The sequence below is a fragment of the Paenibacillus sp. UASWS1643 genome, from assembly GCF_008693195.1.
GTDB lineage: Bacteria > Bacillota > Bacilli > Paenibacillales > Paenibacillaceae > Paenibacillus > Paenibacillus amylolyticus_B.
Genome location: NZ_VXKZ01000091.1, coordinates 24,564 through 39,827, shown reverse-complemented (window position 1 = coordinate 39,827; position 15,264 = coordinate 24,564). Strand labels below are relative to the sequence as shown.

Genomic DNA, 15,264 nt, shown 5'->3' with positions numbered 1-15,264 from the left:
AAACAATGAACATACGAATAATGAACTTACGAATACAGCCATACGCGCATTAAGGATAACAATTGATCTGTCTGGATTGGTTTTTTCACATAATCAGATGCTCCGGCCTCAATACATTTGCCGCGATCCTCTTTCATCGCTTTGGCCGTGAGCGCAATAATCGGCAACTTTTCAAACTGTGGGATCTGTCTGATTCGTGTCATTGCTTCATAACCGTCCATCTCTGGCATCATCATATCCATCAGTACCAAATCAATTTCCGGATTTTTGTCCAAAATCTCCAAAGCCTCTCGGCCGTTCTCCGCAAACGTTACATCCATACGATAACCTTCAAGGACACTTGAAAGGGCAAATACATTACGAATATCGTCATCTACAAGCAATATTTTCTTGCCTTCAAACAGCGTTTCTTTGTTGTGTAGTTTCTGTAAAATCCGACGCTTGTCTTCCGGCAAATTGGCTTCTACCCGATGCAGGAACAAAGTGGTCTCATCCAATAGACGTTCCGGTGACTTCACATCTTTGATAATGATGGATTCCGCATATTTGCGCAGCTTCATTTCTTCCTTGGAATCCAGTTCTTTGCCTGTATAAATTATAATCGGCAGATCATTCAGATATTCATCATCGCGAATCTGGTCGAGCAACTCGAACCCGGTCATATCCGTTAACATCAGATCCAGTACCATGCAGTCATAACGCTGGCTGTGTAATTCATTCAAAGCCTCACTACCTGTCGATACAGCTGTGATTGCAACATCATCATGACCAATCAATTCAATAATGGCTTTACGCTGAATTTCATCATCCTCGACGATCAACAGTCGTTTTAATTGATTCTCAGTATATGATTTGATATGCGAGAAAGCTTTATCCAGTGAATCCTTGCTCGAAGGTTTTTTCAGATAAGCAATGGCGCCCATCATCAGACCTTGCTTCATATCATCAATGACTGAAATCACATGAACCGGAATGTGGCGTGTTGCCGAACTGCTCTTCAGCTCGCCAAGAATGGTCCAACCATCCATCACAGGCAATTGAATATCCAGGATAATGGCATCCGGCAGATATTGACGTGCCATTTCAAGTCCTTTATCACCTTGAAGGGCAACAAGTGCTTTGAATCCTCTTCCTCTCGCCATATCCATCAAAATATGTGCAAAGTTCACGTCATCCTCAATGATGAGGAGGATTTTGTCACCTTCCATGATATTCTCCCGATCATCTTCGATCTGCGTGACATCTGGAGTATGGGAAGGAGACAGATCTGTACCCACGCTACGCTCCGGATCAGGAGAGAGAATGGACTGATGACTTGAAAGCATGGTCCGTGCTTCGATGGACTGTTCATAAAGATCCTCTGAGGATACAGCTGCTTCTCTTGAAGCACCTTCTTCTGCCAAGGCTTCCTCTTCATGATTATCCGGCAGGTATAAGGTAAAGCAGCTACCTTCCCCTTCGGATGATTCCACCTGTATTGCGCCACCAAGCAAACGTGCCAGTTCCCTGCTAATGGACAATCCCAGGCCAGTTCCACCGTATTTCCGACTTGTGGTCCCGTCTACTTGCTGGAACGCTTCAAAGATCAGATCCGTTTTATCCGATGGAATGCCAATGCCCGTATCTTTCACACTGAATCCGAGATATTCCTGATTGGTGTTCATATAACCCGGCAGCTCTTCCGGTTTCACCCGGCGTCCAATCAGACTAACCGAACCTCGATTGGTAAACTTAAATGCGTTCGACAACAAATTCCGTAAAATCTGTTTGACGCGATGACTGTCGGTGTATACCCATTCCGGTAGATCGCTGTCGAAATCGATATTCAAGTTCAGTTCCTTTTTATTCGCCATCGGTCCAAAGTTCTGCTGAACAAAGCTGGTCAGCTCTTCCATTCGAACTGTCTCATAATTGATATCCATCTTACCTGCGTCCACCTTGGACAGATCCAGAATCTCATCAATCATCTTCAGCAGATCTGCGCCCGACATGTAGATGGTTTGCGCATATTCCTGTTGTTTGTCAGTCAGATTTCCACCTTTGTTCTCCGACAATAACTGGGACAAAATGAGCAGACTGTTCAATGGTGTACGGAGTTCATGTGACATATTCGCTAAAAATTCGGACTTGTACTTGCTTGTCATCGACAGCTGTGTAGCTTGCTGTTCCAACTGTGTCTTCGTTTTCTCAATTTCGTCATTTTTCTCTTCAACTTCACGCACCTGCTCTTCAAGCGCCCGCGTCTTGGCAATGAGCTCCGTATTAAAATGTTCCAGTTCTTCCTGCTGACGCTGCAGCAATTCCTCAGATCGTTTAAGCGCCTCTGTCTGCTCCTCCAGATTCTCATTGGAACGGCGAAGTTCTTCTTGCTGTGTCTGCAATTCTTCCGATTGAACCTGCAGTTCCTCAGTCAGTGCCTGGGATTCGCGCAGCAGCTCCTCCACACGCAAACGACGTCGAACGTTGTTCAAAATAACGCCCAGGTTCATAATCAGTTGTGTGAACAACTGCTTGTGAAGTTCATTGAAACCTTCAAAGGAAGCCACTTCAACTACACCAATCAGTTCATCTTCAAACACGACAGGATAGATCATGATGCCCGCAGCACGTGTTGAGCCTGATGCTGAACCAATATGCACATAATCTTCAGGCGTATTTTCCAGAATAATCGGTGTCATGTCCAGCGCGGCTTGACCAATCAGGCCTTCACCGATGCGATACATTTCTTTACCAACGTCTTCGTTCTCTTCAAATGCGTATGCACCGTAACGTCTCAGTTCGTCGGGATGTTTCTCCTCATCGATCAGATAGACGACACCCAACTGAGCGCCAAGCACAGGTGTGAACTCACTGATAAACATCTGTGAAATTTGGCGAATGGAGCCAATCCCTCGAAGCAGCTCCGGAACTCTTGCGATGTTCGAACTCATCCAGTTTTGATCCTGCTGAGCCTGTACATAAGCCCTCTCGATTTCCAGTTTTTCTTCCAGATCACTGGATACATCTTTGAACACACTGGCAATCTGACCAATCTCATCGGTTGATTTGACCTGTATGCGCCGAATGGTTCGGTAACGCCCTTTACCAAAGCTGGTAATCATCATAGATACCGTGTTCAGCCCCCGTGTAATACTCGGCAGCACCCACATAATGACACCCAATGCAAGCAACACCCCTGCAATCATGATACTTATCGTGATCTGTACGGCTCTCGTATACGCTGCATTAGCGTTCTTGATCTCGGCATCAATCTCTTGGTCCTGATAACGGGAAAGAGCATTCAAACTATCCACAGCTTCTTTTTGCACCGCGAGTCCTGTTGAATTGCGGTAGTTATTCGCATCTTCCACCCGGTTTTGGGACATCAGGCTAACCTGCCTAGTTGCATAGTTGTTATAAGCCTCCCATGCCGTGTTGACACGATCCACCAGCTGATGTTCAGGTGCACTGTCTGCCCTTTTTCTCACTTCCTCGAGGTTGCGATCGCCACGCTCTTTCATCGCTTTCAAATCCCCATCTGCTGCCCCAATGGAGTTGGTTGGGTTTAATAACAAGTTAGCCAGCACTTTGGCAATGTCATTGACCTCTCCGCGGGCAGCTGAGGTGAACCTTACTTTGAGATAACGTTCTTGATACATCTGATCAATCTGCTTATTGCTACTGTTCAGGCGTTCATAACTCACAAATGTGAGTACGATTAAAATAGCCATCAGAGCGGTAAAACCAATCAGCAGTTTATTCCTGATCTTCATTCATCCCCCGCCCCTTTATCCAAAGTAATCCAGACCAGACATTTATCATCATCCCGCTCCTGGGGAATTTCGTCGTCAAAAAACATCGCCTGCATGGCAGCTTCATTCCACTGATGTGAGCCTGTCAGTTTTTCGATCAGGAATTCATGTTGTTCCTCCTGCCCGCCCTGAACAGCTTCCAATAATCCATCCGTATAGAGTGCAATATGCCCGTCACCCTCGTAATGGATCGTTTGTGGTTCAATATCCATTTTGTCAAATAGCCCAACAGGACAGCAGACACTGTCAAATGTGGTGACACTGCCGTCGTTTCGGAAAAATAAAGCAGGTGGGTGCCCTGCGTTAACATAATCAATGCGCTTCATCCGTGTATCAACGACCAGATAAATTGCCGTGAAATAATACTGCACCAATTGTTTTTCCAGATGGAGCTGGTTAAAACGACGGTTCAACTCCTGAATGACCTTCTCTGGATCCACATAAGTGGTAACCGTATCTTTCAACACAGAAGCGATAAACATCGTAAACAGGGATGAAGATATCCCATGTCCCATCATGTCGAGCAGTAGTACTCCGTAACGACCTTCCCCAAGGGGGTACCAAGAATATAGATCACCCGCAAGTTCAAAGGATGGTTTATAGATGGCATGCACTTGGAACAACGGATCCCTAATTGCCGGACTTAATACGGCATTTTGAACCATTGCTGCCAACTTGAGTTCATCCTGAATACGTTGATCACGCTCTTTATGCCAATCCTTCTCCTGTTTCAAACGAAGTGCGAGTCGAATTCTGGCCATCAGTTCGACTTTATTAATCGGTTTGGTCACATAGTCAGATGCACCTGCATCCAATGCTTCGGCAAGTTTCTTGGAGTCCCCGATGGCAGTCACCATAATAATCGGTATATCCTTCAAATTTTCAAATTTCTGCACAATACTGCAGGCTTCGATACCGTCCATCTCGGGCATCATCATATCTAGCAAAATCAGGTCAATATCCGACGGTCTTGGACGAAGTTCGTTGCTTTCCTCCCCAATTCCCAACACTTCGAACATTTCCATGGCGGAACTCGCCGTTACAATGTCACGATAGTTCTCTTTTTTCAGAATTTCTCGAATGATAATGACATTTGTTGGATTGTCGTCAACAATAAGTATTCTCATTGATATCTCCTTATCTGTAGCGTCCGGGTTTGTCGATTGTTATTAGATAAAAACGAACGTTGATTATACAAATTTTGCATACAAAACGGCAGTAGACATAATAATTCCTAGTATAACTATAATCGTAAAACCAAAAAAACTCTATCAGTAAATGGCACCATCACGGGTAATGTTCACCGCTTTTCGCCCTGTTTTTGCAGCGTCCTGATCCCGCTTCCAAACTTGCAAAAACATAGATAAGGAATGGGGAAAGCCCCATTCCTTATCTATGTTTTTGATTAAGCATTTTACCTAAGTGATTCAGAAGCTTGTCCATGTTCAGCAAACTTCAACTTGCACCGTTATATGAATCAATCTTTCTTTTTAGCAATTACGAGTACTTTACCTTTGTCTAACTCACTCTCGTAGAAGTCAGCTTCCGCTTCGGTAAAGCCCATCGAAACAATTTTGGCCCGGAGTTCATCACCACGTGAGCGGAACAGATTCGCCATAGAATCAAATACGCCTTCTTCCTTGATGCCAATTTCTTTGGCATCTGCTGTATCGGCAATTCGATCTGTACGATCCTTCTCATGGGCGAGAACAAAGATATGATCAGCAAGGTATCCGGTAATCTGCAATTCTTTCACCGCTTCTACCGCCTGGACTCCGTTTTCTACCACTTTTGCATAAGCTTGCTCATTGGTTGAATTCATCGTTTCCACTCTCCTCTGATTTAATCTTCTCTATCGAGCTACTTAGTATATAACCATACTATTTGGGATTGAAACGACTTGGTATTAACCAATATCAGGATACTGTATCATCAAAAAGATCAATGCCATCAATCTGGCTAGAGCCTGACTTCATATAAACCTTTAGCGCCTGATCTCCACGGAGAAATACTTCTCCGTCCTCGGCCACATAGTATGGTTTCCCAAGAGCATGATGGATCGCTTCAATATTCATCTCGATTCTCTCTCCGTTTAACATGATGTGATCCTCTGATGCATCGATATGCACATATTGAATGACATCCGTATCTTCACACAAGCCAACCTTCACATCACGAAAGTGATATTCAGGACATCCCAGATAAGGATCTTCCTGTTTATACACCGGCTGGCCCTTCTTGGCCAACAAGTCATCTATGGTGTCATCCAGAGAAATGCCATTCAGAGTCCGAAAATGCTGGAAAGTCTCGGATCGATCAACAGCCAGAGTTACCCCTGACGCCTTCTCTTCCATTGCCGTCCATTGCATATCGTGAGCAGCGGGTACCGCTGCCGGTTGAACGGAAAAGGGAGAAATTACGCTAAACATCACAAGCAGTAGTTTCATCATGATTCTCACCCTTTCATCAGGTTCATCACCGCTCTGAAGGCTTCTTCATGGTTACAAAGCGGTCATGTTACTTGCGCATCCGTTGCCATACATTCGCTGCAACATCAATATACTTCATCCAGTTTTTCCCGCCCTTAGCTTCACCATTATATGTAGCTTCATAGGATTGCAGGGTACGATCCGTTGATGTAGCAGGCGGTGCAGTTACATGAACCGATTCAGTATGCTTAGTCTGTTCAGCGTTGTTACGTTTGGTCTGAAATTTCGCCATCAGCGTTGTGGAGACTTGTTTGGCTGCTGCCGTCACTTCATTCAACACTTCACCCAGATTCTCAACAGATTCCATAACAGGATCAATTTTTTTCATTTTGTGCTGTACATCCACCGTAATATCATTGGCATGTCTTACCGTCTGCTTCACTTCATAACTAAGTTCATCAATAGTTTTCTGTACCTCCTGCAATGTCTGTGAGACATTGTCCAAAGAACCCTGAGCGGATTTCAAGGTACGAATTAAAAAGAAAACCAGTACTGCAAATGCCACTGCAATCAGGGCCACGCTAATTTGATAGATCATAGAAGAACCTCTCTTTCCATATGTGCATCAGTTTGTTATTGCTATAGTTACCCGGCGATTTCCCGGACGAAACAATATTATATATCCCTTCATATATACCTTCGCTTGGAAAAAAAACCAATGTTTCAAGCGGTTAGCACTCGGTTAAAGTTAGACTACACAAGGCGGTGAGGTGAACACAACTCACTGCACAATCAATTATACGAAAGGATGAATACTTATGTTGAAATGGTCTGTATTATTTCTAATTATTGCACTGGTAGCAGGTATTTTTGGATTCTTCGGTATTGTTGAAGCAGCTGCTTCAATCGCGAAAGTACTCTTCTTCATCTTTGTTGTACTGTTCGTAATCTCCCTGATTACGGGACGCAGCCGAATGCGATAACCTCAGGCTCTGATATGACTGAGTGTTACTAAACGAATACATACAAAAGCCGATCGTGCTACCAAGCCGATTGGCTTTTGTGCGTTCAGGCATAGTTCAACTTTTCTATACTATGTATTGCACTCCCTTCCGCTTTATTCCAATCCGCTCTCGTATGAATCCCAAAAAAACAGGACCTTTTTGAGATAGCCAACCCGGTTTTATCCCACTGAAGTATGATATTTACAGGCTTGCTATATACCCACATATGAGCCAGTTGACACTGGAGAATGCAAGAAAATATTGTTATAATTTGTGATTCATAAGGTAGCTTGCTTGGTTACTTTTAACACAGGACAACAAATTACATAACAAACCGAGGAGGAAAAGAAAATGAAAAAAATCGTGAGTTTTGCTGCTGCTTTAACGTTGATGGGTTCGATGGCTGCCGCTGCAGGTGCTGAGGAAGCGGTTACTGGAACGGTAACTCCGGAAACAGGAACTGAGGCTACAACAACGCCAACAACCACTACAACTCCAGCTGTTGAAGTGAATAAACCTGCTGTAGAAACAGTAGAAGGTACTGCTGAGACTGTAACAGGCACAACAACAGACACTACAGGTGCAGAAGGTACTTCAACTACAACTGAAACGCCAGCTACGACTACAGATGACAAAATGTTTGAAGAGCCACTCGTAAAACCAGGCGATGAAGTACTGGCACCAACGATGTTGCTGAACCTTCTGGAGCGCACTTGGTTCTATGATGCACCTAACGGTAAACCAATCGGTGCATTAGGTTCCCAAGTCATCGATACAACAGGTGAAGTGGTTGATGGATTCGATGGCGGCGAGTGGGTACAAGTATACACTTGGAAAGGCAAAGCGTGGATCCACGTTGCCATTCAGTAACATCGTATAATCGTTCTAATGATAAGTAAAGAGGACAGCACGCACAATCGCGGCTGTCCTCTTTTGATTTTCCAAGATGTTCACTCCCTGTTCAAGGGTTCCTTGTGACTTCTTCCGTCTTTGGTTCCACATGTACATGTACATGCATGATGTTATGCGATCGCTTCAACCGCTCTTCAACACGGTCACAGATCTGATGGCCTTCAATCAAGCTTAGGCCTCCGTCCACTTCAATGACTACATCCACAAGTACATGACTGCCATGCACACGTGCCTTCACATCCTTGATCATCTCAACACCGGGAACGCGTGCTACTGAGGATCTGAGATCCGTCAGTTCCTTCTGGTCAAATCCATCGGTAAGACGATGTGTAGAATCCCGGAAAATCTCCCAAGCCGTTTTGCAGATCAACAGACCTACAGCAATGGCAGCTACTTTATCCAGCCATGGAAGTCCGAACTGCGCACCTATAATTCCAATTGCAGCGCCTATGCTGACCCAGGCATCCGAACGATTATCTTTCGCCGCAGCCATCAGAGCCTGACTATTAATTTGTTTAGCCAGACGGTGATTGTAACGATACACGCCTAACATCACCACAGCACAGACTACAGCCACCGCTGCCGCCCACAGGTTTGGAGCAACAAAGGCTCCTTCGTACCAGGAGCGAACGGCTTCAACTAATACTTGCAGCCCAACCATAGCCATAATAAATGAAGCCACCAAGGCAGCAACAGTCTCTGCTCTAAAATGACCATAGGCATGATCCGAATCAGGTGGTTTCTGGGAGATCCGAAGCCCGATCAATACAGCAACGGATGCCACAATATCCGTAAGGTTATTAAAACCATCGGCCAACAAGGCGCTGGAAGCAAATAAATAACCACAGATCAGCTTAAAGGCGGACAAGACGAGATAGGCTGCAATACTAACCCAAGCCCCTCGCTCCCCTTTTCGAATTTCTTCATAAGCGTTCAAACCGGGCGACACCCCTTTAACGTTTCATATTACGGTTTTTCCATGTTAACAAATGCGAAGCGTGTGGGTCTACAGAAACAGTGTTGCCAGGCTGCATTGCTGTAGGCAAGCCGAAACAAAGTTGCCAGACGGCAGGGCTGTAGTTAATGAGAAAAAATGTTGGCCTGGGTAAAACCAAAGGTTTTGAGCATTTTATCAGGTTGCCCTTGTAGGGCTTTTGTAAAACGTATAAAATAGGTACATCCCGTCCAATCTGGACGGCTCACTGTAAGACCGGGAGGGAAATAACGATGAGCGAAAATAACGAACCGAAAAAGGTCAGTTTGCAGGATGCTATACGCCAAAAGCTGGCGCAAAAGAAAGAACAAGCAAATTCCGGTAACCAATCCAGCGCCTACTTTGAAGGCGGACCTAAAGCGATGAAGAGTCAAAACAACAAGAAGCCTAACAACCAACGTCGCCGTACTGGTGGATCTTAGGTCTTAAAGCCGCAGAGAAACCCATTGAATTACAAAAAGAACCGCAAGCCCTCTTCACAGAGGCTTGCGGTTCTTTAGTGTTCCTATAATAATGTACCGCAGATGATGCTTAGTTTAAGCTTCTACCGGATACATTTTATTGCGCAGTTCTTTGATTTCATCACTTTCCAGATATTCGTCATAGCTCATTTGGCGATCAATGATGCCATTCGGCGTAATTTCAATAATCCGGTTAGCAATGGTTTGAATGAACTGATGGTCATGGGATGTGAACAGCATGGTGCCGTCAAAATCAATCATACCATTGTTCAGCGCTGTAATGGATTCGAGATCCAAGTGGTTCGTAGGCTCATCCAGAATCAATGCGTTAGCACCAGTCTGCATCATTTTCGCCAGCATACAGCGAACTTTCTCGCCCCCGGAGAGTACACTTGCCTTTTTCAAGGATTCCTCACCTGAGAACAACATACGTCCCAAGAATCCACGCAGATACGTTTCATCCTGATCTTTGGAATATTGACGGAGCCAATCCACAAGAGTCATGTCTACACCGTCAAAATATTTGGAGTTGTCTTTCGGGAAATAAGCTTGAGTTGTAGTTACACCCCAAGTATATTCGCCGCTATCCAATTCCGTTTCGCCCATAAGAATATCAAACAAGAGTGACTTGGCATTTCCGTTCGGGCCAACAAATGCAATTTTATCCCCTTTGTTCACGACAAAGCTGATATCATTCAGCATTTTTACACCATCAATGGATTTGCTGATACGATCTACGGTCAACAATTGTTTACCGGCTTCACGCTCAGGTTTGAAGTTGATAAACGGATATTTACGGTTCGATGGACGAAGGTCATCCAGTGTGATTTTGTCGAGTTGTTTCTTCCGGGAAGTTGCCTGTTTCGATTTCGAGGCGTTCGCAGAGAAACGTTGAATAAAGGCTTGAAGCTCTTTAATCTTCTCTTCTTTTTTCTTGTTGGCATCACGTTGCAACGCAAGTGCCAATTGGCTGGATTCATACCAGAAGTCATAGTTACCTACGTACAACTGGATTTTACCAAAGTCGATATCCGCAATGTGCGTACATACTTTGTTCAGGAAGTGACGGTCATGGGATACCACAATAACAGTACCTTCATAGTCCATCAAGAAGTTCTCAAGCCATTGAATGGATTCGAGATCCAAGTGGTTGGTAGGCTCATCGAGCAACAGGTTGTTTGGACGACCAAACAATGCTTGTGCAAGCAAGACACGAACTTTTTCGTTACCACTTAGTTCATTCATTTTCTTATCGTGCATGTCACGGTCAATACCCAGACCGATCAGGAGTGCCGCTGCATCCGGCTCAGCATCCCAGCCATTGAGCTCCGCAAATTCACCTTCAAGCTCACCTGCACGCAGGCCATCTTCTTCAGTGAAGTCCGCTTTGGCATACAGCGTATCTTTTTCTTTCATAATGGCATAGAGACGACTATGACCCATAATTACCGTTTCGAGAACCGGATACTCATCATATTCAAAGTGGTTTTGCTTCAAAACGGCCATACGTTCGCCCGGGGTGATGTGCACCTCTCCCGAGTTTGATTCAATTTCACCGGACAAAATTTTCAAGAATGTTGATTTACCGGCTCCATTGGCGCCGATGAGGCCGTAACAGTTTCCTGGTGTGAATTTGATATTTACATCTTCAAAAAGTGCACGTTTTCCGTAGCGGAGCGTGATGCCGCTTGTACTGATCATTAAGCATACCATCCTTTATTGGTTAATCTGCATACTGCATGAATAGCAAGTTGCGTAAATCATGGATTCAATATCCCGATGCCTATTCTGGCACCATATTATAACACAAAAAAGCGGCAAATTCGAAAATTGGCCGCTTTTTACTTATTAAAGATTTGGTAAATACACTGTTCATGCAGGCATATCCCTACATTAACATATTTGGCTCGTTTTTGTTAGTCCTGTTTACCTTCCTCGTGGTGAATGCGGAGCGTCTCACCATGACCAAGCACCCGAATCCGCTCTTTACCAATGCCTAGCCGTTCACGTTCGACTTCCAGCCGATCCAGCGCTTCCTTGGGCGTATCATCCGCCAGCTTGAATGTGCCGTAATGCATTGGCACCATGAGCTGTGAACCGGATTCAACGAACCCCTGCAGCGCTTCTTCGGGTGTCACATGCTGAGAAGTCATGAACCACTCCGGATCGTAGGCACCGATGGGCATCAGGGTAACACCAATGTCAAAGCGCTCTCCAATCGTTTTGAAACCCTGGAAGTAACCTGTATCACCCACAAAATACAACACAGGCGGACCGCCTGATGTTTTGGATGTTTCGCTCTTCCCTGATTCCGTGGATGATTCATCCTGATTGTTCGTTGTTGCAGCACTTTCCGCTGCTGAAGTCGTCGCCGCATGGTTCTGTTCCAATACATAACCGCCCCAATGGGACGTATTGGTATCAAACAACGTTCGGCGCGTCCAGTGCTGTGCAGGGACAAAAGTTATTTTGACTCCGCCAAGTGTCATATGATCCCACCATTTCATCTCCTGGCATCGATGAAATCCTTTGCGAATCATCTTGCGCTTCAGACCATCGGGTACGATGAGCAACGTCTTGGCTGTAATCAGCTTACGCAAGGATGCCAGATGAAGATGATCATAGTGGGAATGGGATATCAGAATGACATCCAACGGTGGAATATCCTGAATCGGAATGCCGGGGGCACCGAGCCTTCGTTGAAATCCCATTTTTTCGGCCCACACCGGGTCAGTCACGATGTTCAATCCATAATATTGAATGAAAAACGTGGAGTGACCAATCCAGGTAATACTTGTGTCATCCCGGTTGGCATGCAGATAATCCAGTTCAGGCGGGTGTTTGGGCACGGTGTAGGAGTAGTCCTTCACTTTATTGCGCCGTTGCTCCCTCCATTGCTTGAATTCCTTCAGCGTTTTGTCCGTACTTACATTATCGATATTGTTATAACGGATTTTCGGCATGAAAGGGCCCTCCTCCCTTCCTCATTTCTTAACAAGAGATTACCCCAAACGGGAATGGACGTACCAACCAATCAATCCTTTGGGTTCTTACATACGGCCAGATATACAAACAGAAAGACAATAGCAGCCGCAATGATCAGTGGAGGGGCGTACATAATGGTAAATGTCTCAAAAAAGCTCAATCCGGTTATACCGGGTATCCCCGTGACTCCCTCAGTAGATAGTGGATCCAGCAAGGAAGTCATGAGTAAGAACATGTTTGGGTGCATGAACAGACTCATCCTTTCTTTTTACCAGAATTACCGCGCACATAATTGGCATCAAACAGGAACAGCTTCATAATCAGCACAAGCGAAGGAATGAGCACGAGTAGCCCCAGACTAAACGCTGTAATGAGCGCAATCCCCATCGTACGATTCGTAAAGCTGTCGTAAATATTAATGTAAGGATACAGAATGTACGGAAGGTGGGATCGCCCATAACCATACCAGGCAAAGGCAAACTGAAGCATGACAGCGACAAAACACCAACCTAGATATTTACTTTTCCACACCAGCGACACGGCAATGACAAAACAAATAAACGAAGCAATGAACATCCACGAAATATTCACCATCTGCTCAAAGTGTGCGGGATTCTGTTTGTTAATCTGCAGAAAAGCCAGAAAGCTCGCAAAAATGGTAGGCAAACTCCAGAGCAGCGCGTACTCTCGAAGCACCTCATAAGCCGGCTCATCCCCCGCCCTTTTTGCATAATAAGATAGAAACATCGCCGAGATGTAGAGCACACTAACCAATGCAAGCAAAACAACCGACCAGGTATAGGGATTCGTCAAAAATTCACGCCAGCGAAAAAACACCTGATCGCCCACCTGCTCAATGATCCCGCCTTCGGATATCGCCAAAATGGTGGAGAATACAGCTGGAATCAGCAATCCCGTCGCCCCGTACAATGCCATATAGATCCGGCTGTTCTGCCCATGGTTGCCATAGGTATTGTAGGCGTAATACACGCCCCGGATCGCAAGCAGTACAATGGCCAGGGAACCCGGCACCAGCAAAGCTGTCCCGTAATAAAAGGCGCTGTCCGGATAAAATCCAACCAGTCCGACCACAAAAAAGATCAGGAACACATTCGTCACTTCCCACACGGGAGACAGATAGCGCTGAATGATGTTATGAATTTTGTTCTCGTGCCCAGTCAATATGCTGTAAAAGCTGAAGAACCCGGCGCCAAAATCAATCGAAGCAACGATCAGGTAACCGAACAAAAATGTCCACAATATCGCGATGCCTGCAATTTCGAAACTCAATGCACGATCCCTCCTTCAAGCCCCAGAGACTCCAGTTCCTTCTCTGCTTCCTTGTTGCGGAACAGCTTGCTGAGTACCCGAATGCACGAGAAACACAGGATCAGATACAGCAAGATGAACAACACCAGCATCCATCCTACCGAAGTTGACGTCGTAGCCGCTTCCGCCACCTTCATATACCCACGTAAGATCCAAGGCTGTCTGCCAACTTCAGCGAACATCCACCCCAGCTCGATGGCAATCATGGCCAGGGGCCCCAGCAAGACAATGCCAAGCAGCAACCATTTGGGATATGGCTTGCGCCCTGGTAACCACCGCCGCAGTACATATAACACAGGAATCATCAGGATGATTACTCCGGTTGTGACCTTCAGGTCGAACATATAGTGAATAGACAATGGTGGCCTCAGATCCGCAGGATACTCTTCGAGACCTTTCACTTCCGTATCTGGACGATTACCCGCCAAAATGCTAAGGGCATACGGAATCTCAATCGCATATTTCACCTCATTGTTCTCATCCAAAATCCCCCCATAGATGAGTGGTGCCTCTTTCATCGTCTTGAAATGCCATTCTGCGGCAGCCAGCTTCTCCGGCTGATATTTCGCGAGAAATTTACCGGAGGAATCTCCGATCATGACGGTACTAATCGCAAATACGAGTGCAGATACCGTCGTGAGTTTCAGTGCTTTTTTGTAATACACATGATCCCGTCCACGAAGCAAACTGAAGGCGGCTATCCCCGCCAGGATGCCTGCACTCAAGGTGTAGGATGAGGCGAGTACATGGGACACTTTGGTTGGCGTTGCCGGATTCAACATGGCAGCAATCGGATGAATGTCCTTCATGATGCCATTAATCAGGGTGAATCCCTGAGGCTGGTTCATGAAGGAGTTCACCGTTGTAATGAAAATCGCAGATGCGGATGAGCCGAGAGCTACCGGAATCAACAGCAGCATATGCGTATATTTCTTTTTGAAACGATCCCACGTATAGAGGTAAATTCCAAGAAATATCGCCTCTATGAAAAAGGCAAACGTCTCCATGAACAGCGGCAGGGCGATTGCCTGACCCGCTACCCGCATAAACATCGGCCACAGCAGACTGAGCTGTAATCCGATCGAGGTGCCTGTAACGACGCCAACGGCAACGGTGATGACAAACCCTCGTGCCCACCGCCGTGCCAGCAAGGTGTAATGCATATCATTGGTTCGTAGTCCTCGCCACTCGGCCAAGGCAATCATAAGGGGAACACCTACACCGATAGAGGCAAAAATAATGTGCACAAACAAGGTAAGACCGGTTAGTATCCGGCTGAGCAAAACAGGGTCCAGGGATGACATGGTTACACTCCTCTTTCACATAATCGTTATGTACGACAGTAGTTACTCTTCTTGA

At 45.6% G+C, this 15,264-nt stretch carries 14 protein-coding genes; 3 read left to right on the top strand and 11 right to left on the bottom strand.

From position 1 onward, the window contains the following. Positions 1–26: 26 nt before the first annotated feature. The 5 genes from FE296_RS03295 to FE296_RS03275 form a co-directional block, all read right to left on the bottom strand. On the bottom strand, positions 27–3,752 hold the full coding sequence (locus tag FE296_RS03295) for a response regulator (RefSeq protein ID WP_150364215.1): 3,726 nt from the start codon (positions 3,750–3,752) through the stop codon (positions 27–29). Next, positions 3,749–4,918 carry a PP2C family protein-serine/threonine phosphatase gene (locus FE296_RS03290; RefSeq protein WP_047841574.1) on the bottom strand — a complete coding sequence of 390 codons (1,170 nt, stop codon included), beginning with the start codon at positions 4,916–4,918 and terminating at the stop codon, positions 3,749–3,751. The genes FE296_RS03295 and FE296_RS03290 overlap by 4 nt, the downstream gene beginning before the upstream one ends. Positions 4,919–5,268: 350 nt before the next feature. Beyond that, on the bottom strand, positions 5,269–5,613 hold the full coding sequence (locus FE296_RS03285; RefSeq protein WP_124118114.1) for a YflT domain-containing protein: 345 nt from the start codon (positions 5,611–5,613) through the stop codon (positions 5,269–5,271). A gap of 94 nt (positions 5,614–5,707) precedes the next feature. Beyond that, the gene (locus FE296_RS03280; protein ID WP_124118115.1) at positions 5,708–6,241 is read right to left on the bottom strand and encodes a hypothetical protein; all 534 of its coding nucleotides are present in this window, start codon (positions 6,239–6,241) and stop codon (positions 5,708–5,710) included. 67 nt (positions 6,242–6,308) lie between these two features. Then, positions 6,309–6,818, bottom strand: coding sequence for a DUF948 domain-containing protein (locus tag FE296_RS03275; protein WP_124118116.1), 510 nt, complete (start codon positions 6,816–6,818; stop codon positions 6,309–6,311). Between the two features lie 220 nt (positions 6,819–7,038). Between FE296_RS03275 and FE296_RS03270 the strand changes: the two genes are divergently transcribed. Next, a complete protein-coding gene (locus tag FE296_RS03270; RefSeq protein ID WP_017692264.1) occupies positions 7,039–7,203 on the top strand; it encodes a DUF1328 domain-containing protein in 165 nt (54 codons plus the stop codon). A gap of 372 nt (positions 7,204–7,575) precedes the next feature. Further along, positions 7,576–8,094, top strand: coding sequence for a hypothetical protein (locus FE296_RS03265; RefSeq protein ID WP_124118117.1), 519 nt, complete (start codon positions 7,576–7,578; stop codon positions 8,092–8,094). A gap of 91 nt (positions 8,095–8,185) precedes the next feature. Here the strand turns inward: FE296_RS03265 and FE296_RS03260 are convergent, their stop codons facing one another. After that, on the bottom strand, positions 8,186–9,073 hold the full coding sequence (locus FE296_RS03260) for a cation diffusion facilitator family transporter (protein ID WP_105601872.1): 888 nt from the start codon (positions 9,071–9,073) through the stop codon (positions 8,186–8,188). 290 nt (positions 9,074–9,363) lie between these two features. Here FE296_RS03260 and FE296_RS03255 point away from each other — a divergent pair, with 290 nt between their 5' ends. Next, complete coding sequence (locus tag FE296_RS03255; RefSeq protein ID WP_017692261.1) at positions 9,364–9,552, top strand: hypothetical protein; 189 nt, start codon at positions 9,364–9,366, stop codon at positions 9,550–9,552. 114 nt (positions 9,553–9,666) lie between these two features. On the opposite strand, the gene FE296_RS03250 is transcribed toward FE296_RS03255, so the two are convergent. From FE296_RS03250 to FE296_RS03230, 5 genes are all read right to left on the bottom strand, one after another. Next, positions 9,667–11,292, bottom strand: coding sequence for an ABC-F family ATP-binding cassette domain-containing protein (locus tag FE296_RS03250; protein ID WP_091038559.1), 1,626 nt, complete (start codon positions 11,290–11,292; stop codon positions 9,667–9,669). Between the two features lie 215 nt (positions 11,293–11,507). Beyond that, positions 11,508–12,554 (bottom strand): MBL fold metallo-hydrolase, encoded by a 1,047-nt coding sequence (locus tag FE296_RS03245; protein ID WP_124118118.1) that lies wholly within the window; start codon positions 12,552–12,554, stop codon positions 11,508–11,510. Between the two features lie 71 nt (positions 12,555–12,625). Continuing rightward, on the bottom strand, positions 12,626–12,799 hold the full coding sequence (gene cydS, locus FE296_RS03240) for a cytochrome bd oxidase small subunit CydS family protein (protein WP_190945016.1): 174 nt from the start codon (positions 12,797–12,799) through the stop codon (positions 12,626–12,628). A gap of 32 nt (positions 12,800–12,831) precedes the next feature. Continuing rightward, on the bottom strand, positions 12,832–13,866 hold the full coding sequence (locus FE296_RS03235; RefSeq protein WP_076212671.1) for a cytochrome d ubiquinol oxidase subunit II: 1,035 nt from the start codon (positions 13,864–13,866) through the stop codon (positions 12,832–12,834). Beyond that, complete coding sequence (locus FE296_RS03230) at positions 13,863–15,209, bottom strand: cytochrome ubiquinol oxidase subunit I (RefSeq protein ID WP_150364214.1); 1,347 nt, start codon at positions 15,207–15,209, stop codon at positions 13,863–13,865. Before FE296_RS03230 ends, FE296_RS03235 begins: the two co-directional genes overlap by 4 nt. Positions 15,210–15,264 lie beyond the last annotated feature (55 nt).